This window comes from Shewanella sp. HL-SH8 (assembly GCF_051165765.1).
GTDB classification, from domain to species: Bacteria; Pseudomonadota; Gammaproteobacteria; order Enterobacterales; family Shewanellaceae; genus Shewanella; species Shewanella glacialimarina.
The window spans coordinates 525,146-549,072 of the sequence record NZ_CP195039.1; the positions used below are offsets into that span (position 1 = coordinate 525,146).

The following is a 23,927-nucleotide window of genomic DNA, read 5'->3' on the forward strand; positions in this document are numbered from 1 at the left end:
GCACTTAAGCAATGTTTGGTAACCAAGGGTGCTTTGCATCAGCAAAGTACCTGGTTTAACTCCTTCAGGAGAGAAACGTGAAAGACTTATTAAAGTTTCTTAAACAGCAAAGTAAGACTGAAGAATTTAGCGGAATTAAAATTGGACTGGCTTCGCCTGATCTAATCCGCTCTTGGTCATTTGGTGAAGTTAAAAAACCAGAAACCATTAACTACCGTACATTTAAACCTGAACGTGAAGGTTTGTTCTGTGCGCGTATCTTTGGTCCAGTTAAAGATTACGAATGTTTGTGTGGTAAATACAAACGTCTTAAGCACCGTGGTGTAATTTGTGAAAAGTGTGGCGTAGAAGTTACCCAGACTAAAGTGCGTCGTGAGCGCATGGGTCACATTGAACTGGCTAGCCCAGTTGCTCATATTTGGTTCTTAAAATCACTTCCGTCTCGTATCGGCTTAATGCTTGATATGACGCTGCGTGATATTGAACGCGTACTGTACTTTGAATCATTTGTTGTGATCGAGCCTGGCATGACCACGCTTGAGCGCGGCCAAATGCTGACCGAAGAAACGTATTTAGATGCGTTAGAAGAGTACGGCGATGAGTTCGAAGCTAAGATGGGTGCAGAGGCAGTTTTAGAATTGCTACGTGCTATCGATCTTGAGCAACAAATCGAGCAAATGCGCGAAGAGTTACCATCAATAAATTCAGAAACTCGCCGCAAAAAAGTGACCAAGCGTTTGAAATTGATGGAAGCATTTTTCACATCTGGCAACAAGCCAGAGTGGATGATCTTAAAAGTGTTACCGGTTCTTCCACCTGATCTACGCCCATTAGTGCCGTTAGATGGTGGTCGCTTCGCGACATCTGATCTTAACGATCTATATCGTCCGTGTGATTAACCGTAACAACCGTTTGAAGCGTCTGTTAGATTTAGCTGCGCCTGACATTATCGTACGTAACGAAAAGCGTATGTTACAAGAGTCAGTTGATGCGCTATTAGATAACGGTCGTCGTGGTCGTGCTATTACCGGTTCTAACAAGCGCCCGCTTAAATCTTTGGCTGATATGATCAAAGGTAAGCAAGGTCGTTTCCGTCAGAACTTACTTGGTAAGCGTGTTGACTACTCTGGTCGTTCGGTAATTACCGTAGGTCCTACTTTACGTTTGCACCAGTGTGGTCTTCCTAAGAAGATGGCACTTGAGCTATTTAAACCATTTATCTATGGCAAATTAGAAGGTCGTGGCCTAGCTACAACCATCAAAGCTGCTAAGAAAATGGTTGAGCGTGAACAGGCTGAAGTATGGGATGTGTTAGACGAAGTAATTCGTGAACATCCAGTCATGCTTAACCGTGCACCAACACTTCACAGACTAGGTATTCAAGCATTTGAACCTGTTCTGATTGAAGGTAAAGCGATTCAATTACATCCGTTAGTTTGTGCGGCATACAACGCCGACTTCGACGGTGACCAAATGGCGGTACACGTACCATTAACGCTTGAAGCTCAGTTAGAAGCTCGTGCGCTAATGATGTCTACCAACAACATTTTGTCACCTGCTAACGGTGAGCCAGTAATTACGCCGTCACAAGACGTTGTATTAGGTTTGTACTACACAAGTCGCGAATGTATTAATGGCCGCGGTGAAGGTATGGCATTCTCTGACGTGTCAGAAGTAGAGAAAGCTTATGCTACTGGTGCTGTTGAGATACATGCACGCGTTAAAGTACGTGTTACAGAGACAACTATCGCTGAAGATGGTGAAAGAACTAAGGCTACTCGTATCGTTGATACAACAGTAGGACGTGCGCTTTTATCATTAATTCTGCCTGAAGGCTTATCATATGATTTGGTTAACCAAAACATGGGTAAGAAGCAGATTTCTAAATTGTTGAACACTTGTTATCGTCAACTAGGTCTTAAAGATACTGTTATCTTTGCTGACCAGTTAATGTATACCGGTTTCCGTTTTGCAACCATCTCTGGTGCCTCTGTAGGTATCGATGACATGGTTATTCCTGACGAGAAATACACCTTAGTTGCAGATGCTGAAGCTGAAGTGCTTGAAATTCAAGAGCAGTTCCAGTCTGGTCTAGTAACTGCCGGTGAGCGTTACAACAAAGTCATCGATATCTGGGCATCTGCCAACGAAAAAGTATCAAAAGCGATGATGGAAAACCTGTCAATTGAGACAGTGATTAACCGTGATGGCGTGCCAGAGCAACAAGCTTCGTTTAACAGCATCTATATGATGGCTGACTCGGGCGCTCGTGGTAGTGCTGCACAGATCCGTCAGCTAGCGGGTATGCGTGGTTTGATGGCTAAGCCTGATGGCTCAATCATTGAAACCCCAATTACGGCTAACTTCCGTGAAGGCCTAAACGTACTTCAGTACTTTATTTCTACTCACGGTGCGCGTAAAGGTCTTGCCGATACCGCATTGAAAACAGCTAACTCGGGTTATCTCACTCGTCGTCTTGTTGACGTTGCACAAGATTTAGTGGTTATTGAAGATGATTGTGGTGTTGAACACGGTCTAACAATGAAGCCGCTTATTGAAGGTGGTGATGTTGTTGAGCCATTGCGTGAACGCGTACTGGGTCGTGTGGTTGCTATTGATGTATTGAAGCCTGGTACTGAAGAAGTATTAGCGCCGCGTAATACATTACTAGACGAAGCATGGTGTGACACATTAGAAGAGCACAGCATCGATGAAGTTATCGTACGCTCTGTAATTACCTGTGACACAGATTTTGGTGTGTGTGCGGCATGTTACGGTCGTGATTTGGCTCGTGGTCATATTATTAACCACGGTGAAGCGATTGGTGTTGTTGCGGCGCAGTCTATTGGTGAGCCTGGTACACAGTTAACCATGCGTACGTTCCACATTGGTGGTGCGGCATCTCGAGCTTCTGCAGAAAACAACGTTCAAGTTAAGAACGCAGGTTCTCTGAAGTTACACAATGCTAAGCATGTTTCTAACATCGACGGTAAGCTTGTAATCGTTTCTCGTTCTTCTGAACTAGCCATCATTGATGAGCTAGGTCGTGAGAAAGAGCGTTACAAAGTGCCTTACGGTACAGTATTAGAAAAACTGGAAGATACTGAAGTTGCAGCTGGCGAAATTATCGCTAACTGGGATCCACATACGCATCCAATTATTTCTGAAGTTGCCGGTACAGTTAAGTTCGTTGATATGATCGACGGCGTAACCATGACACGTCAAACAGATGAACTAACAGGTCTTTCTTCTGTTGTTGTACTTGACGTAGGTGCACGTACTTCAGCGGGTAAAGAAATGCGCCCTGCTATTCGCTTAGTTGATGCTAATGGTAATGACTTAATGATCCCTGGTACTGAAGTACCAGCTCAATACTTCTTACCAGGTAATGCGATTGTAGCAAAAGACGATAACGCGAAAATCAACGTTGGTGACGCATTAGCACGTATTCCTCAGGAATCGTCTAAAACACGCGACATTACTGGTGGTCTTCCACGTGTTGCTGACTTATTCGAAGCGCGTAAGCCAAAAGAGCCTGCAATTCTTGCAGAAATCTCTGGTACTATTTCGTTCGGTAAAGAAACTAAAGGCAAGCGTCGTCTAGTGATTACTCCTGCCGATGGCGGCGATCATTATGAAGAGATGATCCCTAAGTGGCGTAACTTAAACGTGTTCGAAGGTGAAAAAGTCGAACGTGGTGAAGTTATTGCTGACGGCCCAGAAGCGGCACACGACATCTTACGTCTTCGTGGTATACATCATGTAGCAAACTACATTGTTAACGAAGTACAGGACGTTTACCGCCTCCAGGGTGTGAAGATCAACGATAAACATATCGAAGTGATCATTCGTCAGATGCTACGTAAGTGTATTATCACTTCGTCAGGCGACACTGACTTCTTAGAAGGTGAGCAAGCTGAAGTGGCTCGCGTTAAGATCGCTAACCGCGAACTTGAAGCGCAAGGCAAGATGCCGGCATTGTTTGAGCGTGATTTATTAGGTATAACTAAAGCTTCTTTAGCTACCGAATCATTCATCTCAGCAGCATCGTTCCAAGAAACGACTCGTGTGTTAACTGAAGCTGCAGTCGGTGGTAAGAGTGATCCATTACGTGGTCTGAAAGAAAACGTAATCGTAGGTCGTTTGATCCCAGCGGGTACTGGTTATGCTTATCACAAGACTCGTAACGAAGAACGTGCTAAAGCAGCCGCTTCTGGTGGCAAGGTTGAAGCACCAAAAGTGACAGCAAGCGAAGCTGAACAGAACTTAGCAGACTTACTTAATTTGGCAGGAAGCTAAGATTAAGTTGCGAAAATGTTAAAAAAGGCGCCTTTGGCGCCTTTTTTATTCGAATTTCGATCAAAAGTTGGCTATTTCTTGACAGATTGGCATTACCTTTCTAAAATTCCGCGTCCCACCATTGTGGGATATAGATTTTTCACACCTAATTGTTGAGTTATTCAACTGTCGGAGCTATACATGGCAACTGTAAACCAGTTGGTACGTAAGCCACGTGCGCCAAAAGTCGAAAAGACTAATGTGCCTGCGTTGAATGCGTGCCCACAAAAACGTGGTGTTTGTACTCGTGTGTACACTACAACACCAAAAAAACCAAACTCTGCTCTACGTAAAGTAGCTCGTGTGCGTCTTACTAACGGTTTCGAAGTCACTTCGTACATCGGTGGTGAAGGCCATAACTTGCAAGAGCATAGTGTAATCTTAATCCGTGGTGGTCGTGTTAAAGACTTACCCGGTGTGCGTTACCACACTGTTCGTGGCGCATTAGATTGTGCAGGCGTGACTACACGTCGCCAAGGCCGTTCTAAATACGGTGCTAAGCGTCCTAAGTCTTAACGTATCCCGTTAGAAGTAAGGCCAAGCTAGTATTATTTAACATTCCAGTTTTGGAAATACCTGAAGCATACGGAGAATTAATATGCCAAGACGTCGCGTTGTAGGACAACGTAAAATCCTACCAGATCCAAAGTTTCACAGTGAGTTGTTGGCTAAGTTCATCAACGTCATTATGCAAGACGGCAAAAAGTCGACTGCAGAAAAAATTATCTACAAGGCGTTAGATGTTGTCGCTGAAAAGAAAAGCGAAGATCATTTATCTATCCTTGAAGCAGCTCTTGATAACGTACGTCCATCAGTCGAAGTTAAATCTCGTCGCGTTGGTGGTTCTACTTATCAAGTACCATGTGAAGTTCGTCCAGTGCGTCGTAACGCACTAGCGATGCGCTGGTTAGTTGAAGCTGCTCGCAAACGTGGTGAAAAATCTATGGCTCTACGTCTAGCAGGTGAAATGCTAGATGCGTCTGAAAACAAAGGTACTGCGGTTAAGAAACGTGAAGACGTTCACCGCATGGCAGAAGCTAACAAAGCGTTTGCTCATTACCGTTGGTAATATAATGGGGCGGGCATTAGCCCGCTCCATATTGTTGATATTGTCTAAAGCAAATTTTGCTTTAGTTGAGAGGGTATAATCGTGGCTCGTACAACCCCAATTGAGCGTTACCGAAATATCGGCATCGTCGCTCATGTGGACGCAGGTAAAACTACCACAACTGAACGTGTTTTGTTCTATACCGGTCTGTCTCATAAAATTGGTGAGGTGCATGACGGCGCCGCCACTACGGACTGGATGGTACAAGAGCAAGAGCGTGGTATAACAATTACCTCGGCTGCTGTTACCACTTTCTGGCGTGGTATGGATGCTCAGTTCACTGAACACCGTATTAATATCATCGATACCCCAGGTCACGTTGATTTCACTATTGAAGTAGAGCGTTCATTACGTGTGTTAGATGGTGCAGTTGTTGTCTTCTGTGGCTCATCAGGCGTTGAACCTCAATCAGAAACCGTATGGCGTCAAGCTGACAAATACCACGTTCCGCGCATTGTATTTGTTAACAAGATGGATCGTACTGGTGCTGACTTTGACCGTGTTATTAAACAAATCCGTAATCGTCTTGGAGCCACTTGTGTACCTATTCAAATGAATATTGGTACAGAAGAGGATTTTAAAGGGGTTATTGATTTGATTAAGATGAAAGCCATCAATTGGTCTGAAGAAGATCAAGGGATGTCATTCACTTATGAAGAAATTCCAGCACATCTTGTTGCTAAGGCAACAGATATGCGTGAGTACCTTGTGGAAGCTGCTGCTGAAGCCTCAGATGAACTGATGGATAAATACTTGGAAACAGGTGAACTGTCAGAAATTGAGATTAAGCATGCATTGCGTCAGCGCACTATCAATAATGAAATTGTCTTAGCAACCTGTGGTTCAGCATTTAAGAACAAAGGTGTTCAGGCGGTGTTAGATGCGGTGGTCGACTTCTTACCCGCTCCAGTTGATGTACCTGCAATTAAGGGTATTGATGAGGAAGAGCAAGAAGTAGAACGTCCATCTGATGATAATGCCCCATTTGCGGCATTAGCATTTAAGATAGCCACTGATCCATTTGTTGGAACACTTACCTTTATCCGCGTATATTCCGGTGTACTTCAATCAGGTGCAGCCGTTTACAACTCTGTTAAACAGAAACGTGAACGAATTGGTCGTATGGTGCAAATGCATGCAAATGATCGCTCTGAGTTAAAAGAAGTACGTGCTGGTGATATTGCTGCGGCAATTGGTTTAAAAGATGTCACAACAGGTGATACTCTTTGCGATATAGATCACAAAGTGATTCTAGAACGCATGGAGTTCCCAGAACCAGTAATTACCATTGCTGTTGAGCCTCGTTCAAAAGCAGACCAAGATAAAATGGCGATTGCGTTGCAAAAATTAGCAGCGGAAGACCCTTCTTTCAAAGTCGAAACTGATGACGATTCTGCTCAAATACTGATATCTGGAATGGGTGAGCTACACTTAGACATTATCGTTGACCGTATGCGTCGCGAATTTGGTGTCGAGTGTAACGTCGGTAAACCTCAGGTTGCCTATCGTGAAACTATTCGTTCTAGTGTTGAAGTAGAAGGTAAGTTCATACGCCAATCTGGTGGACGAGGTCAATTTGGTCATGTATGGCTAAGAATTGATCCACGTGAAGAAGGTGAAGGCTATGAATTTGTCAATGAAATTGTAGGGGGTACAGTTCCTCGTGAATTTATTCCTGCCGTTGACAAAGGTATTCAAGAACAGATGAAGAACGGCGTTTTAGCTGGCTACCCTGTGCTTGACGTAAAGGTCACTTTATTCGATGGTTCATATCATGATGTGGATTCGAATGAGATGGCATTTAAGATTGCGGGTTCTATGGGCTTCAAAAAGGGTGCGCTAGAAGCTACCCCTGTGTTGCTCGAACCTTGTATGAAAGTAGAAGTGACTACTCCTGAAAATTATATGGGCGACGTAGTAGGTGACTTAAACCGCCGCCGTGGCATAATTGAAGGTATGGAAGATGGCATCGCTGGTGTTAAACTTATCCAAGCAGTAGTCCCTCTATCTGAAATGTTTGGTTATGCAACTGATTTGCGTTCAGCATCTCAGGGTCGTGCTTCATACTCTATGGAGTTTTTGAAGTACGCTGATGCACCGCAAAACATTGCAAAAGCGATTATAGAATCTCGTAACTAATATCGGTTACGGCATCAATGTTATATTGCTCGAATTAATCGAGCACTTCTGAAAAAGAAAGGAATATATCGTGGCAAAAGCTAAATTTGAACGTAAAAAGCCTCACGTAAACGTAGGCACCATCGGTCACGTTGACCATGGTAAAACAACTTTAACTGCAGCTATTTCTGCTGTATTGTCTAAGACTTATGGTGGTGAAGCTCGTAACTTCGCTCAAATCGATAACGCTCCAGAAGAGCGTGAGCGCGGTATTACCATTAATACTTCTCACATCGAATATGACACACCAATTCGTCACTATGCACACGTCGACTGTCCAGGTCACGCGGATTATGTTAAAAACATGATCACTGGTGCTGCACAGATGGATGGCGCAATCTTAGTAGTTGCTGCTACAGACGGCCCAATGCCACAAACACGTGAGCACATCCTACTTTCTCGTCAAGTAGGTGTACCTTTCATCATCGTATTCATGAACAAATGTGACATGGTTGATGACGAAGAGCTATTAGAATTAGTAGAAATGGAAGTGCGTGAGCTTCTTTCAGAATACGACTTCCCAGGTGATGACTTACCAGTTATCCAAGGTTCTGCATTAAAAGCGTTAGAAGGCGATGCAGCATGGGAAGGTAAAATTCTTGAGCTTGCAGAAGCACTAGATACTTATATTCCAGAGCCAGAGCGTGACATCGATAAGCCATTCCTACTACCAATCGAAGACGTATTCTCGATTTCAGGTCGTGGTACAGTGGTAACTGGTCGTGTTGAGCGTGGTATTGTACGCGTATCAGACGAAGTTGAAATTGTAGGTGTTAAAGACACAACTAAAACAACTTGTACTGGCGTAGAAATGTTCCGTAAGCTACTTGACGAAGGTCGTGCTGGCGAGAACTGTGGTGTGTTATTACGTGGTACTAAGCGTGATGACGTAGAACGTGGCCAAGTACTAGCTAAGCCTGGTTCAATCAACCCACACACTACTTTCGAATCAGAAGTATACGTGTTATCAAAAGAAGAAGGCGGACGTCACACTCCATTCTTCAAAGGATACCGTCCACAGTTCTATTTCCGTACAACGGACGTAACTGGTACTATCGAATTGCCAGAAGGCGTAGAAATGGTAATGCCTGGTGACAACATCAAGATGGTTGTTACTTTGATTTACCCAATCGCGATGGACGACGGTTTACGTTTTGCTATCCGTGAAGGTGGCCGTACAGTTGGTGCTGGTGTTGTAGCTAAAATTATTGCTTAATTGCGAATTTAGTTAACACTGAAAAAGGAAGCTTAGGCTTCCTTTTTTATTGTAAAAAATTTACTAGTATTTTGACAATAATTGTGTAAAATGCTGCGCAACGAATTGTGTAGGCTTATTTTAATATAATGCACAAAGGGCCTTGATCTTATAAACCAGATCTGTATAATTGCCCACTCGCTGCACTAGTGCAGTGAGCGAAAGAAGAGTCGATTAGGCTTTTCATATTCATAGCGACTCCGATTGGGAGTCGAACGGTTAAATCATCTCGCTCTGCATTTCCGATCAGGAAGTAGCAAGAGGGTGATTTTTTATGTGTCCATTTTAGGAGCTCTGGTCAATGCAGAACCAAAGAATCCGTATCCGCTTGAAAGGCTTTGATCATCGTTTAATTGATCAGTCTACAGCGGAAATCGTTGAAACTGCTAAGCGTACAGGCGCGCAGGTCCGTGGTCCTATTCCACTACCTACACGCAAAGAGCGTTATACCGTTTTGATCTCTCCGCACGTTAACAAAGATGCTCGTGATCAGTATGAAATTCGTACACACAAGCGCTTAGTTGACATCGTAGAGCCAACAGAAAAGACAGTAGACGCGCTTATGCGTTTAGATCTTGCGGCTGGTGTCGGCGTTCAGATTAGCTTAGGTTAATTGAGATCCTTAGAAGAGGTTTGAGAGATGGCTATCGGTCTTATTGGTCGTAAAGTGGGTATGACTCGCATCTTCACTGAAGATGGTACGTCAATCCCAGTAACAGTTATTGAAGTAGCTGGCAACCGTGTTACTCAAGTGAAAACTTTAGAAACTGACGGCTACCGTGCACTACAGTTAACTACAGGTACCAAAAAAGCCAATCGCATCACTAAAGCAGAAGCAGGTCATTTTGCCAAGGGCGGCGTAGTTGCCGGTCGTGGTTTATGGGAAGTGCGTCTAGCAGATGGTGAAGGCGAAGGCATTGAAGTTGGTGCTGAGCTTAATGTTGATATTTTCGCAGAAGTGGCGAAAGTAGACGTTACCGGTCAATCAAAAGGTAAAGGTTTCCAAGGCGGCGTTAAGCGTTGGAACTTCCGTACCCAAGATATGACTCACGGTAACTCTTTGGCTCACCGCTCGAATGGTTCTATCGGTCAGAACCAAACGCCCGGTCGTGTATTCAAAGGCAAGAAGATGTCAGGCCATATGGGTGCTGAACAAGTAACTACTCAAAATTTACACGTTGTACGTGTTGATGCAGAGCGTAACTTGATATTAGTACGCGGCGCTGTTCCAGGCGCTACCAATGGTGACTTGATTATCAAGCCAGCAGTTAAAGCTTAAGGTCTGAGGAGATAGTAATGGAATTGGTATTGAAAGACGCGCAGAGCGCTCTTGAAGTTTCCGAAACTACCTTCGGCCGTGACTTTAACGAGGCATTGGTTCATCAGGTAGTTGTAGCTTACGCTGCAAACGCACGTCAAGGCACTCGTGCCCAAAAGACGCGCGCGGAAGTTATTGGCTCAGGCAAAAAGCCTTGGCGCCAAAAAGGCACTGGCCGTGCTCGTGCCGGTAGTGTTAAAGGCCCAATCTGGCGTGGCGGTGGCGTAACATTCGCTGCTAAAACTCAAGATCACAGCCAAAAAGTTAACAAAAAGATGTACCGTGGTGCTCTTCGTAGCATATTTTCGGAATTGGTACGTCAAGAACGTTTAGTTGTTGTTGAATCATTTAGTGTTGAAGCTCCTAAAACTAAAGAGTTGAAAGCTAAATTAGCGGCAATGAACTTACAAGATGTTCTAATTGTTACTGCAGAAGTTGATGAGAATTTATTCTTAGCAGCTCGCAACTTATACAAAGTTGACGTACGTGACGTTGCGGGTCTAGACCCAGTAAGTCTAATTGCGTTTAACACTGTTCTTGTTACTGCTGATGCAGTGAAGCAAATTGAGGAGATGCTAGCATGATCACCGAAGAACGTTTGCTAAAAGTTATTCTTGCTCCGCACATCTCTGAAAAGAGTACTGTTGTTGCAGAGAAAAACAACACTGTAGTTTTCCGCGTAGCAATCGATGCGACTAAAGCAGAGATCAAAGCTGCAGTAGCGAAGCTATTTGAAGTTGAAGTAGATACAGTTCGCACTTTAGTTAACAAAGGTAAAACCAAACGTACTGGCGCCCGTACTGGCCGTCGCAGCGATTGGAAAAAAGCTTATGTTACTTTAGCTGCTGGTGCTGACATCGATTTCGTCGGCGGCGCTGAGTAAGCAAAGGAGAATTATCATGGCAGTTATTAAGTGTAAGCCAACCTCTCCAGGTCGTCGCCACGTAGTTAAAGTGGTGAATACGGACCTGCATAAGGGTAAACCTTTTGCTGGCCTGTTGGCGAGAAAAACTAAAAGTGGTGGCCGTAACAATACTGGCCGTATCACTGTCCGTCACATCGGTGGTGGTCACAAGCAACATTACCGTCTAATCGACTTCAAACGCGATAAAGATGGAATTCCAGGAAAAGTTGAGCGTATTGAGTACGATCCAAACCGTACTGCGCACATTGCTTTAGTATTATACGCAGATGGTGAGCGTCGTTATATTCTTGCTGCTAAAGGCATGAAATCTGGCGATCCAATCCAATCTGGTAATGATGCTGAAATCAAAACTGGTAACGCTAAACCGTTACGCAACATTCCTGTTGGTTCAGTTGTTCACGCAGTAGAAATGAAGCCTGGTAAAGGTGCTCAAATCGCTCGTTCAGCTGGTGCCTATGTACAAGTTGTTGCTCGTGATGGCGCATATGCAACTCTACGTCTTCGCTCTGGCGAAATGCGTAAAGTTCCAGTTGATTGCCGCGCGACATTTGGTGAAGTTGGAAATGCCGAACACATGCTACGCCAATTAGGTAAAGCAGGTGCTAAGCGCTGGAGAGGCGTACGCCCAACAGTGCGTGGTGTTGCAATGAACCCAGTAGACCATCCACATGGTGGTGGTGAAGGCCGTACTTCTGGTGGACGTCATCCAGTGAGTCCATGGGGTGTGCCAACTAAGGGTTACAAAACTCGTAGTAATAAGCGCACTGACAAGTACATCGTACGTCGTCGTAATAAATAGTAAGAGGATTCGCCATGCCACGTTCTCTCAAGAAAGGTCCCTTCATTGACCTGCACTTGCTGAAGAAGGTAGAGAAAGCGATGGAAGCGGGAGATAAAAAGCCAATTAAAACTTGGTCTCGCCGCTCAATGATCATCCCTAATATGATTGGGTTGACCATCGCTGTCCATAATGGTCGTCAGCACGTACCTGTGTTCGTAACTGACGAAATGATCGGCCACAAGCTTGGTGAATTTTCACCAACTCGCACTTATCGCGGCCATGCTGCAGATAAGAAAGCGAAGAAGCGTTAATACGGGAGGAATAAGATGGAAGTTTTAGCTAAACATCGTTTTGCTCGTACGTCTGCGCAGAAGGCCCGTCTAGTTGCTGATCAAATTCGCGGATTGCCTGTTTCTAAGGCACTCGAGATTTTGACATTCAGCCCCAAGAAAGCCGCCGTACTAGTTAAAAAAGTACTTGACTCAGCTATAGCAAACGCCGAACACAACGAAGGTGCGGATATTGATGAGCTTAAAGTTGGAGCCGTCTTCGTAGATGAAGGCCCAACTATGAAGCGTATCATGCCACGTGCCAAAGGTCGCGCTGATCGTATCATGAAGCGTACCAGCCACATTACTGTGGTTGTATCAGATCGCTAGGAGAAGAGAGCAATGGGACAGAAAGTACATCCTAATGGTATCCGTCTGGGTATCACTAAGCCTTGGATCTCTACCTGGTACGCAGATGGATCAGACTATGCAAATAATCTGAACAGCGACTGGGAAGTGCGTCAATATTTAACTGAAAAGTTAAAGGCCGCATCAGTATCTAAGATTGTCATTGAACGCCCAGCGAAAAGCATCCGCGTTACTATTCACACTGCCCGTCCAGGTGTTGTGATTGGTAAGAAAGGTGAAGACGTTGAAGTACTACGTGCATATGTGTCTAAAATCACAGGCACTACTGCTCAAATCAACATCGCTGAAATCCGTAAGCCTGAATTAGACGCTAAGCTTGTTGCTGACAGTATTGCACAGCAATTAGAGCGCCGTGTTATGTTCCGTCGTGCTATGAAGCGCGCGGTTCAAAACGCAATGCGTATTGGTGCTCAAGGCATCAAGGTTCAAGTTAGCGGCCGTTTAGGTGGTGCTGAAATCGCACGTGCAGAATGGTATCGTGAAGGTCGTGTACCTCTACATACTTTACGTGCTGATATCGACTATTCAACAGCTGAAAGTCACACGCAATATGGTGTGATTGGTATTAAAGTTTGGATCTTCAAAGGCGAAGTTCTAGACGGTATGATGCCTGCTATTGAAGAGCCAAAGCAGCAACCTAAGCGTAAGCCTCGTGGTAAATAGGAGAAACTTTAATGCTGCAACCTAAACGTATGAAGTTTCGCAAGATGTTCAAAGGCCGCAACCGCGGACTAGCGAACGGTACTGAAGTTAGCTTTGGTACTTTCGGTTTGAAAGCAGTCGGCCGTGGCCGTTTAACTGCTCGTCAAATTGAGTCTGCACGTCGTGCCATGACACGTCATGTTAAACGTCAAGGACAAATTTGGATTCGAGTTTTCCCTGACAAACCAATTACCTCTAAGCCTCTTGAAGTGCGTATGGGTAAAGGTAAAGGTAACGTTGAATACTGGGTATGTCAGATTCAACCTGGTAAGGTTCTTTATGAGATGGGTGGTGTACCTGAATCGTTGGCTCGTGAAGCCTTCGCTTTAGCATCAGCTAAACTACCTCTGAAGACTACCTTCGTAACTAAGACGGTGATGTAATGAAAGCGAGCGAACTAAGAGAAAAGAGCGTTGAAGAACTTAACGCTGAATTACTTGGTCTGCTGCGTGAGCAGTTTAACCTGCGTATGCAACACGCTACTGGTCAATTGACTCAAACGAATCAATTGAAACTAGTGCGTCGTAACATTGCACGTGTTAAGACCATTATTACTTCTAAGGCAGGTGCGTAATGTCTGATAAAATCCGTACTTTGCAAGGTAAAGTAATTAGCAACAAAATGGAAAAATCTATTACTGTTGCTATTGAGCGCCAAGTGAAACATCCTATTTATGGGAAGTACATCAAGCGTACTACTAAGATCCATGCACATGACGAAACTAATCAGTGTAATGAAGGTGACATAGTGACTATTAGTCAGTGTCGTCCTCTATCTAAGACTAAGTCTTGGACCCTAGCTGAAGTAGTAACCAAAGCCTAATTTTATGTTAGGTTAATCTAAACGGCTCCTTATTTTGGAGCCGTTTGTTTTTTTACTATGCAATCCGATATTGTGGTGTTATACTTGCGCGCCAAAATTGAGTAAAACTATCCTCATTTTTGGCTAAATATTGTCCCAATATTGGGATTTGTGTAGTAACGATAGCGGAGCACTTAAAATGATCCAAATGCAATCGACTCTAGACGCCGCATGTAATAGTGGCGCACGTAGAGTTCAGTGTATTAAGGTCTTGGGTGGCTCTCATCGTCGTTATGCCGGTATCGGCGACATTATCAAAGTTTCTGTTAAAGAAGCGATTCCTCGCGCTAAAGCGAAGAAAGGTGATGTATATAACGCGGTGGTAGTCCGTACTAAGAAAGGCGTACGCCGTCCAGACGGTTCTGTCATTCGCTTCGATCGGAATGCAGCGGTATTGCTTAACGCAAACCTTGCACCGATTGGTACTCGTATCTTTGGACCAGTGACACGTGAATTGCGTACTGAGCAATTTATGAAGATTGTCTCTCTGGCACCTGAAGTACTGTAAGGAGCTTTCAAAATGGCAGCAAAAATCCGTCGTGAAGACGAAGTGATTGTATTAGCAGGTAAAGACAAGGGTAAACGCGGTAAGGTTTCTCAAGTTCTACCTACTGGTAAATTAATTGTTGAAGGCATCAATCTCGTTAAGAAACACCAAAAGCCAAACCCACAATTGGGCGTAGCTGGCGGCGTTATCGAGAAAGAAGCACCGATGCAAACATCAAACGTAGCGATCTTTAACCAAGCCACAGGCAAGGCAGATCGTGTTGGTTTCCGATTTGAAAACGACAAAAAAGTCCGTTTTTATAAATCGAACAGCGAACTCGTTAAGTAATTTGGAGTAAACGATGGCGAAACTGCATGATAAATATCAAGAGACTGTGATCGCTGAACTAGCTAAAAAGTTCGGTTATAGCAGTGTCATGCAAGTCCCTCGGATTGATAAAATCACCCTTAACATGGGTGTTGGTGAAGCTGTTGCAGATAAGAAAGTTATGGAGCACGCGCTTCGTGACATGACTGCAATCGCTGGCCAAAAGCCAATTGTAACTGTTGCTCGTAAATCAGTTGCTGGCTTTAAAATCCGTGAAGGCTACCCTATAGGCTGTAAAGTTACCCTGCGCGGTGAGCGCATGTGGGAATTTTTAGAGCGTCTAGTTGACATTGCAATCCCACGTATTCGTGATTTCCGTGGCTTAAGCGCTAAAGCGTTTGACGGCCGTGGTAATTATGCAATGGGTGTGAAAGAACAGATCATCTTCCCTGAGATCGATTACGATAAAATCGATAAGATTCGTGGTATGGATATTGTTATCACTACTACTGCGAAAAATGATGAAGAAGGTCGTGCTTTGTTGACCGCTTTTAACTTCCCATTTAAGAAATAAGGGTAGCATAATGGCTAAAACTTCTATGAAAGCACGTGAAGCAAAACGTGCACAGCTCGTAGCTAAGTATGCTGAAAAGCGTCTAGCACTTAAAGCTACTATCAGCAGCCCAGAGACTTCGGAAGAAGATCGTTGGGATGCGGTACTTAAGTTGCAAGCACTACCACGTGATTCAAGCGCATCGCGTCAACGCAATCGCTGTAATCAAACTGGTCGCCCACATGGCTTCTTACGTAAATTCGGCTTAAGCCGTATTAAATTACGTGAAGCAACCATGCGTGGTGAAGTTCCTGGCCTACGTAAGGCCAGCTGGTAAGCACTTGTACGGAGTAAGCTAATATGAGCATGCAAGATCCTATTGCGGATATGTTAACCCGTATTCGTAACGGCCAAGCTGCTAACCACGTATCTGTAAAGATGCCTTCAGCTAAGTTAAAAGTAGCAATTGCGAAATTACTTAAAGATGAAGGTTTCATTACTGACTACGCCGTAGCAGATGAAGCTAAGCCTGAATTAGAAATTACATTAAAGTACTTTCAAGGCAAACCAGTCGTTGAGACTATCCAGCGCGTAAGCCGTCCTGGTCTTCGTATTTACAAAGGTAAAGACGAACTTCCAAAGGTTATGGGCGGTCTGGGTATCGCAATTGTGTCCACTTCTAAAGGCTTGATGACTGATCGTGCCGCCCGCCAATTTGGCTCGGGTGGCGAGGTTATCTGCTACGTAGCGTAAGGAGTTAGTAATGTCTCGTGTTGCAAAAGCACCAGTCACTATCCCTGCTGACGTAGAGGTGACTTTAAACGAACAGACTTTAACTGTCAAAGGCAGTAAAGGAAGTCTGACTCGAGTAATCAACAATGCGGTAAATGTTGTTATCGAAGATGCACAAGTTAAGTTTCTACCTGTCGAAGGCTTTGAAAAAGCTTGGGCGCAGGCAGGTACTGCACGTGCACTAGTAAACAATATGGTTGTTGGTGTATCTCAAGGTTTTGTGAAAAAACTTAAGCTTGTTGGTGTAGGTTACCGTGCGAAAATCGCTGGTAGTGACTTAGACTTAACATTAGGTTTCTCACATCCATTAGTACACAAGCTACCCGCAGGCGTGACAGTAGAATGTCCTAGCCAAACTGAAATCGTCTTAACAGGCGTTGATAAACAGTTGGTTGGTCAAGTTGCTGCAAACATTCGTGGTTACCGTCCACCAGAGCCTTATAAAGGTAAAGGTGTTCGCTATGACAGACGAAGTTGTACGCCGTAAAGAGGCTAAGAAGAAGTAGGTAACGCGATATGGATAAGAAAACATCTCGCTTACGTCGCGCTACTCGTGCACGTAAGAAGATCCAAGAGCTAGGCGTGAATCGTCTGGTTGTACATCGTACACCGCGTCACATTTATGCTCAGGTTATTAGTCCTGAAGCTCAGGTGTTAGCTGCCGCTTCAACTGTTGAAAAAACAGTTAAAGAGCAACTAAAGAGTACCGGAAACGTAGATGCGGCCAAAGCAATTGGTAAACTAGTTGCTGAGCGTGCGATCGAGAAGGGCGTGGCTACTGTTGCGTTCGACCGTTCTGGTTTCAAGTATCACGGACGTGTGGCTGCATTAGCAGACGCTGCTCGTGAAGCTGGCCTGAAGTTCTAAGGGGTTATAAATGGCTAAATTAGAAGCTCAGCAAAAAGACGATTTGCAAGAAAAATTGATTGCAGTTAATCGTGTTTCTAAAGTAGTTAAGGGCGGTCGTATCTTTAGCTTCACAGCACTAACAGTAGTGGGTGACGGTAACGGTAAGATTGGCTATGGCTATGGTAAAGCACGTGAAGTTCCAGCAGCGATTCAAAAAGCTATGGAAAAAGCGCGTCGTAACATTGTGACCGTTGAGTTGAATGCAGGTACTCTGCATCACCCAGTTAAAGGTCGTCATACAGGTTCACTTGTGTACATGCAACCAGCATCACAAGGTACTGGTATTATTGCCGGTGGCGCAATGCGTGCCGTATTGGAAGTAGCAGGCGTTCATAACGTTCTGTCAAAAGCATACGGTTCTACTAACCCGATCAACATCGTTCGCGCTACAGTCGATGCGTTGGTGCACATGAAGTCACCTGCTCAAATCGCTGCTAAACGTGGCCTGAATGTTGACGAAATTCGGGGATAATGCACCATGGCTACTAAAACAGTTAAAGTAACACAGACCAAAAGCAGCATCGGTCGTTTACCAAAACACCGAGCTACCCTAACAGGTTTAGGTCTGCGCCGTATTGGTCATACAGTTGAACTTGAAGATACTCCTTCAGTTCGCGGTATGATTAACAAGGTTTACTACATGGTTTCGGTGGAGGAATTAGGATAATGCGTCTAAATACTCTATCTCCAGCAGCAGGTTCTAAATCTGCTCCTAAGCGTGTTGGCCGAGGTATTGGTTCAGGTTTAGGTAAAACAGCAGGTCGTGGTCATAAGGGACAAAAGTCTCGTTCTGGCGGCGGTGTGCGTGTAGGTTTTGAAGGCGGTCAAATGCCTCTTAAAATCCGTTTACCTAAGTTCGGCTTTACATCTCGCAAAGCTTTGGTTTCAGCTGAAGTTCGTTTACTCGAACTAGCAAAAGTTAACGGTGATGTCATCGATTTAAACACTCTGAAAGCTGCGAACGTTATTACTCGCAATATCCAGTTTGCGAAAATCGTTCTTTCAGGTACCATTGAGCGCCCAGTGACTGTAAAAGGTCTAAAGGTAACCAAAGGTGCACGTGCAGCTATTGAAGCTGCCGGTGGCAAGATCGAGGAATAATACGTCGATGGCAAAACCAGGACTTGATTTAAAAAGCGCGAAAGGTGGTTTATCTGAACTGAAAACTCGCCTTCTGTTCGTGATTGGTGCGATTATCGTCTTTAGAGCCGGTTCGTTTGTACCAATTCCTGGTATTGACGCAGCTGTATTAGCAGAGCTTTTTGCTCAGCAAAAAGATACCATCCTTGGCATGTTTAACATGTTCTCGGGTGGTGCTTTAGAGCGTGCCTCTATCTTCGCATTAGGTATCATGCCGTATATTTCGGCATCGATTATTATGCAGTTATTGACTGTTGTGCATCCTGCACTTGCTGAATTGAAAAAAGAAGGCGAGTCAGGGCGTAAAAAGATAAGTCAATATACTAGATATGGCACACTTGTACTGGGTACATTGCAATCTATCGGTATCGCGACAGGTTTACCGAATTTAGTTCCTGGCCTCGTGGCCAATATTGGATTTGGTTTTTACTTTGTTGCTGTTGTAAGTTTAGTCACAGGAACTATGTTCCTAATGTGGTTAGGCGAACAGATTACCGAACGTGGTATTGGTAATGGTATCTCGATATTAATTTTCGCAGGTATTGTTGCAGGATTACCATCGGCTATCGGCTCAACAGCCGAGCAGGCGCGTCAAGGTGACTTGAATGTATTGGTACTACTGTTGCTCGCGGTTATTGTATTTGCTGTAACTTATTTTGTAGTGTTTGTGGAACGTGGACAGCGTCGAATCGTTGTCAACTATGCTAAACGTCAACAAGGCCGTAAGGTTTTTGCTGCTCAAAGCACTCATTTACCACTTAAAGTAAATATGGCAGGTGTAATTCCACCAATATTTGCATCCAGCATTATTTTGTTTCCAGGCACACTGGCTCAGTGGTTTGGACAAAATGAGTCTATGTCATGGCTAAGCGATTTCGCTTTAGCTGTGTCCCCTGGACAACCGCTGTATTCATTATTGTATGCGACAGCAATTATCTTTTTCTGTTTCTTCTATACTGCGTTGGTTTTTAATCCACGCGAAACAGCTGATAATTTGAAAAAGAGTGGTGCATTCATTCCTGGGATTCGTCCCGGTGAACAGACTTCGCGTTACATTGATAAAGTAATGACACGTTTAACCTTAGCGGGTGCGTTGTATATTACCTTTATCTGCTTAATTCCGGAGTTCATGTTAATTGCGTGGAAAGTACAGTTCTATTTTGGCGGTACTTCGCTACTAATTATAGTAGTCGTGATCATGGACTTCATGGCTCAGGTTCAGACCCATATGATGTCTCATCAATATGAGTCTGTGATGAAGAAAGCTAATCTAGTCAACAAAGCGAATTTAGATCGCTTTGGAAAATAAGTTAGCTTTTACGGAGTGATGAAATGAAAGTTCGAGCTTCCGTGAAGAAGATCTGCCGTAATTGCAAGATCGTCAAGCGTAGTGGTGTTGTTCGCGTTATATGTGTTGAACCTAAACACAAACAGCGTCAAGGCTAAGTAAGAAGTTGGTCAGTCCAATAATGGGCTGACCAAAAATATTGTTTGCAAATTTGTTGTCTGTCGAGTATCCTTTCGGGCTTTTCGCAGATAGCCTTTAACATTTAAGGAGTGCATAGTGGCCCGTATCGCTGGCATTAACATTCCTGATCAAAAGCATACAGTCATCGCATTGACTGCTATTTTTGGTATTGGACGTACAAGCGCAAGAGCAATCTGTGCTGCTACTTCAATTGCTGAAGATGCTAAGATCAAGGAATTGAGCGAAGCTCAAATAGATATCCTACGCGAAGAAGTCGCCAAATATGCTGTAGAAGGTGACTTACGTCGTGAGATTTCAATGAACATCAAGCGTCTTATGGATCTTGGTTGTTATCGTGGTCTCCGCCATCGTCGTAGCCTGCCACTTCGTGGGCAACGTACTAAGACCAATGCGCGTACGCGTAAAGGTCCACGTAAACCAATCAGAAAGTAACGGGAAGGTAAACCAAAATGGCTAAAGTTCCGTCACGTTCTCCGCGTAAGCGCGTACGTAAACAGGTTGCAGATGGCATGGCTCATATCCATGCGTCTTTCAACAACACAATCGTAACCATTACCGATCGTCAAGGTAATGCTTTATCTTGGGCTACCTCAGGTGGTTCTGGTTTTCGTGGTTCACGTAAATCGACCCCGTTTGCTGCACAGGTTGCGGCAGAGCGTGCAGGTATTGCTGCGCAAGATTATGGTGTTAAAAACCTTGAAGTTTTTGTGAAGGGTCCAGGTCCAGGACGTGAATCAGCGATTCGCGCACTGAACGCAGTTGGTTATAAAATAACCAATATTACTGATGTGACACCTATCCCTCACAATGGTTGTCGTCCACCTAAAAAACGCCGTGTATAACACTACGTTATAGGATAGTTGGAGAAAGATCATGGCAAGATACTTGGGTCCTAAGCTCAAGCTCAGCCGCCGAGAAGGTACAGACCTTTTCTTAAAAAGCGGTGTGAGAGCAATCGAATCAAAGTGTAAGCTGGAAACTGCACCTGGACAACATGGCGCTCGTAAGCCACGTTTGTCTGAGTATGGTACTCAGTTACGCGAGAAACAAAAAGTTCGTCGTATTTACGGTGTGTTAGAAAAGCAATTCCGTAACTACTACAAAGAAGCTGCACGTTTAAAAGGTAATACAGGTGAAAACTTGTTACAACTTTTAGAAGTCCGCCTAGATAACGTAGTTTATCGTATGGGTTTCGGTTCTACTCGTGCAGAATCACGTCAGCTAGTAAGCCATAAATCTATTATGGTTAACGGTCGTGTAGTTAACATTCCGTCATTCAAAGTGTCTGCGAATGATGTTGTAAGCATCCGTGAAAAATCACGCACTCAAGCTCGTATTAAAGCGGCTTTAGAAGTGGCTGGTCAACGCGAAAAGCCTACATGGGTAGAAGTCGACAATGCGAAAATGGAAGGTGCTTTCAAGCGTCTACCAGAACGTAGCGATTTGTCTGCGGATATTAACGAACAGCTGATCGTCGAGCTTTACTCTAAGTAAAGCTAACAAACAAGAGAGGACACAATGCAGGGTTCTGTTACAGAATTTCTTAAACCGCGTCTCGTTGAAATTGAGCAGGTTAATTCAACTCGCGCCAAAGTTACACTAGAACCGCTAGAACGTGGTTTTGGCCATACCTTAGGTAACGCGTTGCGTCGCATCCTATTGTCATCTATGCCTGGCTGTGCTGTTACAGAAGTCGAGATAGATGGCGTACTGCACGAATACAGCAGTAAGGAAGGCGTACAAGAAGATATCCTTGAGATATTGTTAAATCTTAAAGGTTTAGCGGTAACTATCGAGGGTAAAGACGAGGCTATGCTTACGTTAAGTAAGTCCGGCACAGGCCCTGTTACAGCAGCAGATATCACACATGATGGCGATGTTACCATCATGAATCCTGATCATATTATCTGTCATTTGACTGGTAATAATGACATCAGCATGCGTATCCGTGTTGAACGTGGTCGTGGTTATGTACCTGCTTCGGCTCGTGCACAAACCGAAGACGATGATCGTCCAATCGGTCGCCTGTTGGTTGATGCGTCTTTCTCACCTGTTGCTCGCATTGCATACAATGTAGAAGCGGCTCGTGTTGAACAGCGCACAGACTTAGATAAGCTCGTAATTGATATGACCACTAATGGTACTATCGATCCTGAGGAGGCAATTCGTCGCTCAGCAACTATTTTAGCCGAACAGCTAGATGCGTTTGTTGATTTACGTGAGCCTGCTGCTAAGCCTGAGGAAGATGATAAACCGGAATTCGATCCGATATTGTTGCGTCCTGTCGACGATTTAGAGCTAACTGTACGTTCGGCTAACTGTTTGAAAGCCGAAGCGATTCATTACATCGGTGATCTGGTACAACGCACTGAAGTTGAGTTGTTGAAAACCCCTAACTTAGGTAAGAAATCACTTACTGAAATTAAGGACGTTTTAGCATCTCGCGGACTGTCGTTAGGTATGCGTCTTGAAAACTGGCCTCCAGCTAGTTTAGCAGACGACCTATAAGTCTCAGGTTAGTACAGATTAAGGTTATAAGGATTAGTCATGCGCCATCGTAAGAGTGGTCGTCAACTAAATCGTAACAGCAGTCATCGCCAAGCTATGTTCCGTAACATGGCATGCTCACTAGTTCGTCATGAGATAATCAAGACAACTGTAGCAAAAGCGAAAGAATTGCGTCGCGTAGTTGAACCTCTAATAACATTAGCTAAAGTAGACAGCGTTGCAAATCGCCGTTTAGCTTTCGCTCGTACCCGCGACGCTGAAGTTGTAGGTAAGTTATTTACTGAATTGGGTCCACGCTTCCAGGAACGTCCTGGTGGTTACACTCGTATTCTTAAGTGCGGTCTTCGTACCGGTGATAAAGCCCCAATGGCTTACATCGAGTTAGTAGGTCGTCCTGAAGCTGCTGAAGCTGTTGAAGTTGAAGCTGCAGAGTAATTAATTTTTAATTACTTATTAAAAACCGAGCCTAGGCTCGGTTTTTTTATATCCACTTTTCAGCTTTCTTATCCCTTGTTTTATTCTACTTAACCTCAGCTCGGGTTAAGAATGAATAAACGGTATTGAAATAGTCAAAATTCAACTGTTTACCCTCAAACTTGAGCTTTGCGCTGTTAACAAGGCGTATTTATGCGTCAATAGCGAGCTATTGCAAATGAATTCAACACAGTTAGCGGGGCAAAGATCTGTTTGATATGCATTTATTATCCAGAGCTGAGGTTACTTAGTATTTTCTGCAATTTTTAACGTTCACAGTAGTCTTCAGTAACTAACAAAGGGTTAATATCAGTTGTTATCAAGTGTGTAATCTAATGAAAATGTACACTTTAGTAAGCTTTCAGTAGCCTCAGCATGCTCATCGGAATGCAGCATAAGCGTTTGTTGCACTCTCAAACATGCTAAATCGATAATTTGTCTTTATTTTATGAAATTCATTTATGATTTGGCTTTCTGATGTCTATTTGGGGCTGTAATAATTATGCTTATTTTGCGATTACCTTAGTTTCACTTACTCGTAAATAAGTCGATGAGGATTGTCATGTTCGCCAGATTGATAATTGATGTCTAAAGGTTCGAATATCGTTTTCGAGTCACCTGTGCTAAAGAATAGGATGAATAACAGCTACCAATGCTTGCGACATATAAGCTTGAAGTTAATGCCTCTTCAGCTCGATCACTACAAGCAATATTTGAGTCGTTGTGGAAGTTGTTCGGATATTTCACTGACGTAACGATTTCAGCAGTTTTAAATCTGAATCGGTTCCCGTGAGCGGTTATGGGAATTCTTACAGAAGCAGACAAAGCGTTCATAAATTACATTACTGAATATTGCAGTGAACCTCTACCCCATCAATATAATGATGGGTAACGCCAAATGAGTCAGACCGTTTATATTGGAATCGCACTAAAACCGCGGCTAATTTAACTTGACCAATAATTTTTTATACGAATATAAAAAAGACCGAATCTTTTGGATTCAGTCTTTTTATTCAAAGAGATTATTTATCTAGTTATAAGAACCAATATCTATTTCAACTCTATTAATTTATAGGCTTTGAAT

Annotated in this window: 31 protein-coding genes and 2 pseudogenes; all 33 read left to right on the forward strand. The window is 43.9% G+C overall.

Annotated features, from left to right (window positions below; translation table 11 throughout):
• The first annotated feature begins 77 nt into the window (after positions 1 to 77).
• The 33 genes and pseudogenes from rpoC to rplQ all read left to right on the forward strand — a co-directional run bounded on the left by rpoC (position 78) and on the right by rplQ (position 22,804).
• A pseudogene (gene rpoC, locus ACRWQN_RS02310) lies at positions 78 to 4,299 on the forward strand (DNA-directed RNA polymerase subunit beta').
• A 180-nt stretch (positions 4,300 to 4,479) separates the two neighbouring features.
• On the forward strand, positions 4,480 to 4,854 hold the full coding sequence (rpsL, locus tag ACRWQN_RS02315) for a 30S ribosomal protein S12 (protein ID WP_025823559.1): 375 nt from the start codon (positions 4,480 to 4,482) through the stop codon (positions 4,852 to 4,854).
• 82 nt (positions 4,855 to 4,936) lie between these two features.
• The gene (rpsG, locus tag ACRWQN_RS02320; RefSeq protein WP_226411997.1) at positions 4,937 to 5,407 is read left to right on the forward strand and encodes a 30S ribosomal protein S7; all 471 of its coding nucleotides are present in this window, start codon (positions 4,937 to 4,939) and stop codon (positions 5,405 to 5,407) included.
• Positions 5,408 to 5,488: 81 nt separating this feature from the next.
• A complete protein-coding gene (gene fusA, locus ACRWQN_RS02325) occupies positions 5,489 to 7,585 on the forward strand; it encodes an elongation factor G (RefSeq protein WP_434927797.1) in 2,097 nt (698 codons plus the stop codon).
• 70 nt (positions 7,586 to 7,655) lie between these two features.
• The gene (gene tuf / locus ACRWQN_RS02330) at positions 7,656 to 8,840 is read left to right on the forward strand and encodes an elongation factor Tu (protein ID WP_434939658.1); all 1,185 of its coding nucleotides are present in this window, start codon (positions 7,656 to 7,658) and stop codon (positions 8,838 to 8,840) included.
• Between the two features lie 340 nt (positions 8,841 to 9,180).
• A complete protein-coding gene (gene rpsJ / locus ACRWQN_RS02335; protein WP_434939659.1) occupies positions 9,181 to 9,492 on the forward strand; it encodes a 30S ribosomal protein S10 in 312 nt (103 codons plus the stop codon).
• A gap of 27 nt (positions 9,493 to 9,519) precedes the next feature.
• Positions 9,520 to 10,158 (forward strand): 50S ribosomal protein L3, encoded by a 639-nt coding sequence (gene rplC / locus ACRWQN_RS02340; RefSeq protein WP_226411991.1) that lies wholly within the window; start codon positions 9,520 to 9,522, stop codon positions 10,156 to 10,158.
• A 17-nt stretch (positions 10,159 to 10,175) separates the two neighbouring features.
• Positions 10,176 to 10,781, forward strand: a complete 606-nt coding sequence (gene rplD, locus ACRWQN_RS02345) for a 50S ribosomal protein L4 (RefSeq protein ID WP_226411989.1) — start codon at positions 10,176 to 10,178, stop codon at positions 10,779 to 10,781.
• A complete protein-coding gene (rplW, locus tag ACRWQN_RS02350; protein WP_226411987.1) occupies positions 10,778 to 11,080 on the forward strand; it encodes a 50S ribosomal protein L23 in 303 nt (100 codons plus the stop codon). The genes rplD and rplW overlap by 4 nt, the downstream gene beginning before the upstream one ends.
• Positions 11,081 to 11,096: 16 nt before the next feature.
• On the forward strand, positions 11,097 to 11,921 hold the full coding sequence (rplB, locus tag ACRWQN_RS02355; RefSeq protein ID WP_226411985.1) for a 50S ribosomal protein L2: 825 nt from the start codon (positions 11,097 to 11,099) through the stop codon (positions 11,919 to 11,921).
• A gap of 14 nt (positions 11,922 to 11,935) precedes the next feature.
• Positions 11,936 to 12,214 carry a 30S ribosomal protein S19 gene (rpsS, locus tag ACRWQN_RS02360; RefSeq protein ID WP_006083596.1) on the forward strand — a complete coding sequence of 93 codons (279 nt, stop codon included), beginning with the start codon at positions 11,936 to 11,938 and terminating at the stop codon, positions 12,212 to 12,214.
• A 15-nt stretch (positions 12,215 to 12,229) separates the two neighbouring features.
• Complete coding sequence (rplV, locus tag ACRWQN_RS02365) at positions 12,230 to 12,562, forward strand: 50S ribosomal protein L22 (protein ID WP_160056441.1); 333 nt, start codon at positions 12,230 to 12,232, stop codon at positions 12,560 to 12,562.
• Positions 12,563 to 12,574: 12 nt separating this feature from the next.
• Entirely contained in the window at positions 12,575 to 13,264 is a 690-nt protein-coding gene (gene rpsC, locus ACRWQN_RS02370; protein ID WP_226411984.1) for a 30S ribosomal protein S3, read from the forward strand.
• Positions 13,265 to 13,275: 11 nt separating this feature from the next.
• Positions 13,276 to 13,686: a 50S ribosomal protein L16 gene (gene rplP / locus ACRWQN_RS02375; protein ID WP_124017689.1), complete on the forward strand. Its 411-nt coding sequence runs from the start codon at positions 13,276 to 13,278 to the stop codon at positions 13,684 to 13,686.
• Entirely contained in the window at positions 13,686 to 13,877 is a 192-nt protein-coding gene (gene rpmC, locus ACRWQN_RS02380; protein ID WP_006083592.1) for a 50S ribosomal protein L29, read from the forward strand. Before rplP ends, rpmC begins: the two co-directional genes overlap by 1 nt.
• A complete protein-coding gene (gene rpsQ, locus ACRWQN_RS02385) occupies positions 13,877 to 14,125 on the forward strand; it encodes a 30S ribosomal protein S17 (protein WP_188922997.1) in 249 nt (82 codons plus the stop codon). The genes rpmC and rpsQ overlap by 1 nt, the downstream gene beginning before the upstream one ends.
• Before the next feature lie 178 nt (positions 14,126 to 14,303).
• The gene (gene rplN, locus ACRWQN_RS02390) at positions 14,304 to 14,672 is read left to right on the forward strand and encodes a 50S ribosomal protein L14 (RefSeq protein WP_434939660.1); all 369 of its coding nucleotides are present in this window, start codon (positions 14,304 to 14,306) and stop codon (positions 14,670 to 14,672) included.
• A gap of 12 nt (positions 14,673 to 14,684) precedes the next feature.
• The gene (rplX, locus tag ACRWQN_RS02395; protein WP_226411983.1) at positions 14,685 to 14,999 is read left to right on the forward strand and encodes a 50S ribosomal protein L24; all 315 of its coding nucleotides are present in this window, start codon (positions 14,685 to 14,687) and stop codon (positions 14,997 to 14,999) included.
• Positions 15,000 to 15,012: 13 nt separating this feature from the next.
• Positions 15,013 to 15,552 carry a 50S ribosomal protein L5 gene (gene rplE / locus ACRWQN_RS02400; RefSeq protein WP_226411982.1) on the forward strand — a complete coding sequence of 180 codons (540 nt, stop codon included), beginning with the start codon at positions 15,013 to 15,015 and terminating at the stop codon, positions 15,550 to 15,552.
• 10 nt (positions 15,553 to 15,562) lie between these two features.
• Positions 15,563 to 15,868, forward strand: coding sequence for a 30S ribosomal protein S14 (gene rpsN, locus ACRWQN_RS02405; protein ID WP_226411981.1), 306 nt, complete (start codon positions 15,563 to 15,565; stop codon positions 15,866 to 15,868).
• 23 nt (positions 15,869 to 15,891) lie between these two features.
• Positions 15,892 to 16,284 (forward strand): 30S ribosomal protein S8, encoded by a 393-nt coding sequence (gene rpsH / locus ACRWQN_RS02410; protein ID WP_188959299.1) that lies wholly within the window; start codon positions 15,892 to 15,894, stop codon positions 16,282 to 16,284.
• Positions 16,285 to 16,294: 10 nt separating this feature from the next.
• Positions 16,295 to 16,829: pseudogene (gene rplF, locus ACRWQN_RS02415) on the forward strand (50S ribosomal protein L6).
• 10 nt (positions 16,830 to 16,839) lie between these two features.
• On the forward strand, positions 16,840 to 17,190 hold the full coding sequence (rplR, locus tag ACRWQN_RS02420; RefSeq protein WP_188843805.1) for a 50S ribosomal protein L18: 351 nt from the start codon (positions 16,840 to 16,842) through the stop codon (positions 17,188 to 17,190).
• Between the two features lie 10 nt (positions 17,191 to 17,200).
• Positions 17,201 to 17,704, forward strand: coding sequence for a 30S ribosomal protein S5 (gene rpsE, locus ACRWQN_RS02425; RefSeq protein WP_076502247.1), 504 nt, complete (start codon positions 17,201 to 17,203; stop codon positions 17,702 to 17,704).
• Between the two features lie 6 nt (positions 17,705 to 17,710).
• On the forward strand, positions 17,711 to 17,899 hold the full coding sequence (gene rpmD, locus ACRWQN_RS02430) for a 50S ribosomal protein L30 (protein ID WP_226411979.1): 189 nt from the start codon (positions 17,711 to 17,713) through the stop codon (positions 17,897 to 17,899).
• Complete coding sequence (gene rplO / locus ACRWQN_RS02435; protein ID WP_226411978.1) at positions 17,899 to 18,333, forward strand: 50S ribosomal protein L15; 435 nt, start codon at positions 17,899 to 17,901, stop codon at positions 18,331 to 18,333. Before rpmD ends, rplO begins: the two co-directional genes overlap by 1 nt.
• 7 nt (positions 18,334 to 18,340) lie before the next feature.
• Complete coding sequence (secY, locus tag ACRWQN_RS02440) at positions 18,341 to 19,681, forward strand: preprotein translocase subunit SecY (RefSeq protein ID WP_226411977.1); 1,341 nt, start codon at positions 18,341 to 18,343, stop codon at positions 19,679 to 19,681.
• Positions 19,682 to 19,704: 23 nt separating this feature from the next.
• The gene (rpmJ, locus tag ACRWQN_RS02445) at positions 19,705 to 19,818 is read left to right on the forward strand and encodes a 50S ribosomal protein L36 (protein WP_006083579.1); all 114 of its coding nucleotides are present in this window, start codon (positions 19,705 to 19,707) and stop codon (positions 19,816 to 19,818) included.
• Between the two features lie 118 nt (positions 19,819 to 19,936).
• The gene (gene rpsM / locus ACRWQN_RS02450) at positions 19,937 to 20,293 is read left to right on the forward strand and encodes a 30S ribosomal protein S13 (protein ID WP_226411976.1); all 357 of its coding nucleotides are present in this window, start codon (positions 19,937 to 19,939) and stop codon (positions 20,291 to 20,293) included.
• Positions 20,294 to 20,310: 17 nt separating this feature from the next.
• Positions 20,311 to 20,703, forward strand: a complete 393-nt coding sequence (gene rpsK / locus ACRWQN_RS02455) for a 30S ribosomal protein S11 (protein ID WP_011635661.1) — start codon at positions 20,311 to 20,313, stop codon at positions 20,701 to 20,703.
• A gap of 31 nt (positions 20,704 to 20,734) precedes the next feature.
• The gene (rpsD, locus tag ACRWQN_RS02460; protein ID WP_226411974.1) at positions 20,735 to 21,355 is read left to right on the forward strand and encodes a 30S ribosomal protein S4; all 621 of its coding nucleotides are present in this window, start codon (positions 20,735 to 20,737) and stop codon (positions 21,353 to 21,355) included.
• Between the two features lie 24 nt (positions 21,356 to 21,379).
• Complete coding sequence (locus tag ACRWQN_RS02465) at positions 21,380 to 22,369, forward strand: DNA-directed RNA polymerase subunit alpha (protein WP_188843792.1); 990 nt, start codon at positions 21,380 to 21,382, stop codon at positions 22,367 to 22,369.
• Between the two features lie 39 nt (positions 22,370 to 22,408).
• Positions 22,409 to 22,804: a 50S ribosomal protein L17 gene (gene rplQ, locus ACRWQN_RS02470; RefSeq protein ID WP_226411972.1), complete on the forward strand. Its 396-nt coding sequence runs from the start codon at positions 22,409 to 22,411 to the stop codon at positions 22,802 to 22,804.
• The last annotated feature ends 1,123 nt before the right edge of the window (positions 22,805 to 23,927 follow it).

Bases quoted from the DNA above. Each gene is read 5' to 3' on its own strand.
- rpsL (WP_025823559.1), top strand. From the start codon at position 4,480: ATGGCAACTGTAAACCAGTTGGTACGTAAGCCACGTGCGCCAAAAGTC.
- rpsG (WP_226411997.1), top strand. From the start codon at position 4,937: ATGCCAAGACGTCGCGTTGTAGGACAACGTAAAATCCTACCAGATCCA.
- rpsJ (WP_434939659.1), top strand. From the start codon at position 9,181: ATGCAGAACCAAAGAATCCGTATCCGCTTGAAAGGCTTTGATCATCGT.
- rplC (WP_226411991.1), top strand. From the start codon at position 9,520: ATGGCTATCGGTCTTATTGGTCGTAAAGTGGGTATGACTCGCATCTTC.
- rplD (WP_226411989.1), top strand. From the start codon at position 10,176: ATGGAATTGGTATTGAAAGACGCGCAGAGCGCTCTTGAAGTTTCCGAA.
- rplW (WP_226411987.1), top strand. From the start codon at position 10,778: ATGATCACCGAAGAACGTTTGCTAAAAGTTATTCTTGCTCCGCACATC.
- rplB (WP_226411985.1), top strand. From the start codon at position 11,097: ATGGCAGTTATTAAGTGTAAGCCAACCTCTCCAGGTCGTCGCCACGTA.
- rpsS (WP_006083596.1), top strand. From the start codon at position 11,936: ATGCCACGTTCTCTCAAGAAAGGTCCCTTCATTGACCTGCACTTGCTG.
- rplV (WP_160056441.1), top strand. From the start codon at position 12,230: ATGGAAGTTTTAGCTAAACATCGTTTTGCTCGTACGTCTGCGCAGAAG.
- rpsC (WP_226411984.1), top strand. From the start codon at position 12,575: ATGGGACAGAAAGTACATCCTAATGGTATCCGTCTGGGTATCACTAAG.
- rplP (WP_124017689.1), top strand. From the start codon at position 13,276: ATGCTGCAACCTAAACGTATGAAGTTTCGCAAGATGTTCAAAGGCCGC.
- rpmC (WP_006083592.1), top strand. From the start codon at position 13,686: ATGAAAGCGAGCGAACTAAGAGAAAAGAGCGTTGAAGAACTTAACGCT.
- rpsQ (WP_188922997.1), top strand. From the start codon at position 13,877: ATGTCTGATAAAATCCGTACTTTGCAAGGTAAAGTAATTAGCAACAAA.
- rplN (WP_434939660.1), top strand. From the start codon at position 14,304: ATGATCCAAATGCAATCGACTCTAGACGCCGCATGTAATAGTGGCGCA.
- rplX (WP_226411983.1), top strand. From the start codon at position 14,685: ATGGCAGCAAAAATCCGTCGTGAAGACGAAGTGATTGTATTAGCAGGT.
- rplE (WP_226411982.1), top strand. From the start codon at position 15,013: ATGGCGAAACTGCATGATAAATATCAAGAGACTGTGATCGCTGAACTA.
- rpsN (WP_226411981.1), top strand. From the start codon at position 15,563: ATGGCTAAAACTTCTATGAAAGCACGTGAAGCAAAACGTGCACAGCTC.
- rpsH (WP_188959299.1), top strand. From the start codon at position 15,892: ATGAGCATGCAAGATCCTATTGCGGATATGTTAACCCGTATTCGTAAC.
- rplR (WP_188843805.1), top strand. From the start codon at position 16,840: ATGGATAAGAAAACATCTCGCTTACGTCGCGCTACTCGTGCACGTAAG.
- rpsE (WP_076502247.1), top strand. From the start codon at position 17,201: ATGGCTAAATTAGAAGCTCAGCAAAAAGACGATTTGCAAGAAAAATTG.
- rpmD (WP_226411979.1), top strand. From the start codon at position 17,711: ATGGCTACTAAAACAGTTAAAGTAACACAGACCAAAAGCAGCATCGGT.
- rplO (WP_226411978.1), top strand. From the start codon at position 17,899: ATGCGTCTAAATACTCTATCTCCAGCAGCAGGTTCTAAATCTGCTCCT.
- secY (WP_226411977.1), top strand. From the start codon at position 18,341: ATGGCAAAACCAGGACTTGATTTAAAAAGCGCGAAAGGTGGTTTATCT.
- rpmJ (WP_006083579.1), top strand. From the start codon at position 19,705: ATGAAAGTTCGAGCTTCCGTGAAGAAGATCTGCCGTAATTGCAAGATC.
- rpsK (WP_011635661.1), top strand. From the start codon at position 20,311: ATGGCTAAAGTTCCGTCACGTTCTCCGCGTAAGCGCGTACGTAAACAG.
- rpsD (WP_226411974.1), top strand. From the start codon at position 20,735: ATGGCAAGATACTTGGGTCCTAAGCTCAAGCTCAGCCGCCGAGAAGGT.
- ACRWQN_RS02465 (WP_188843792.1), top strand. From the start codon at position 21,380: ATGCAGGGTTCTGTTACAGAATTTCTTAAACCGCGTCTCGTTGAAATT.
- rplQ (WP_226411972.1), top strand. From the start codon at position 22,409: ATGCGCCATCGTAAGAGTGGTCGTCAACTAAATCGTAACAGCAGTCAT.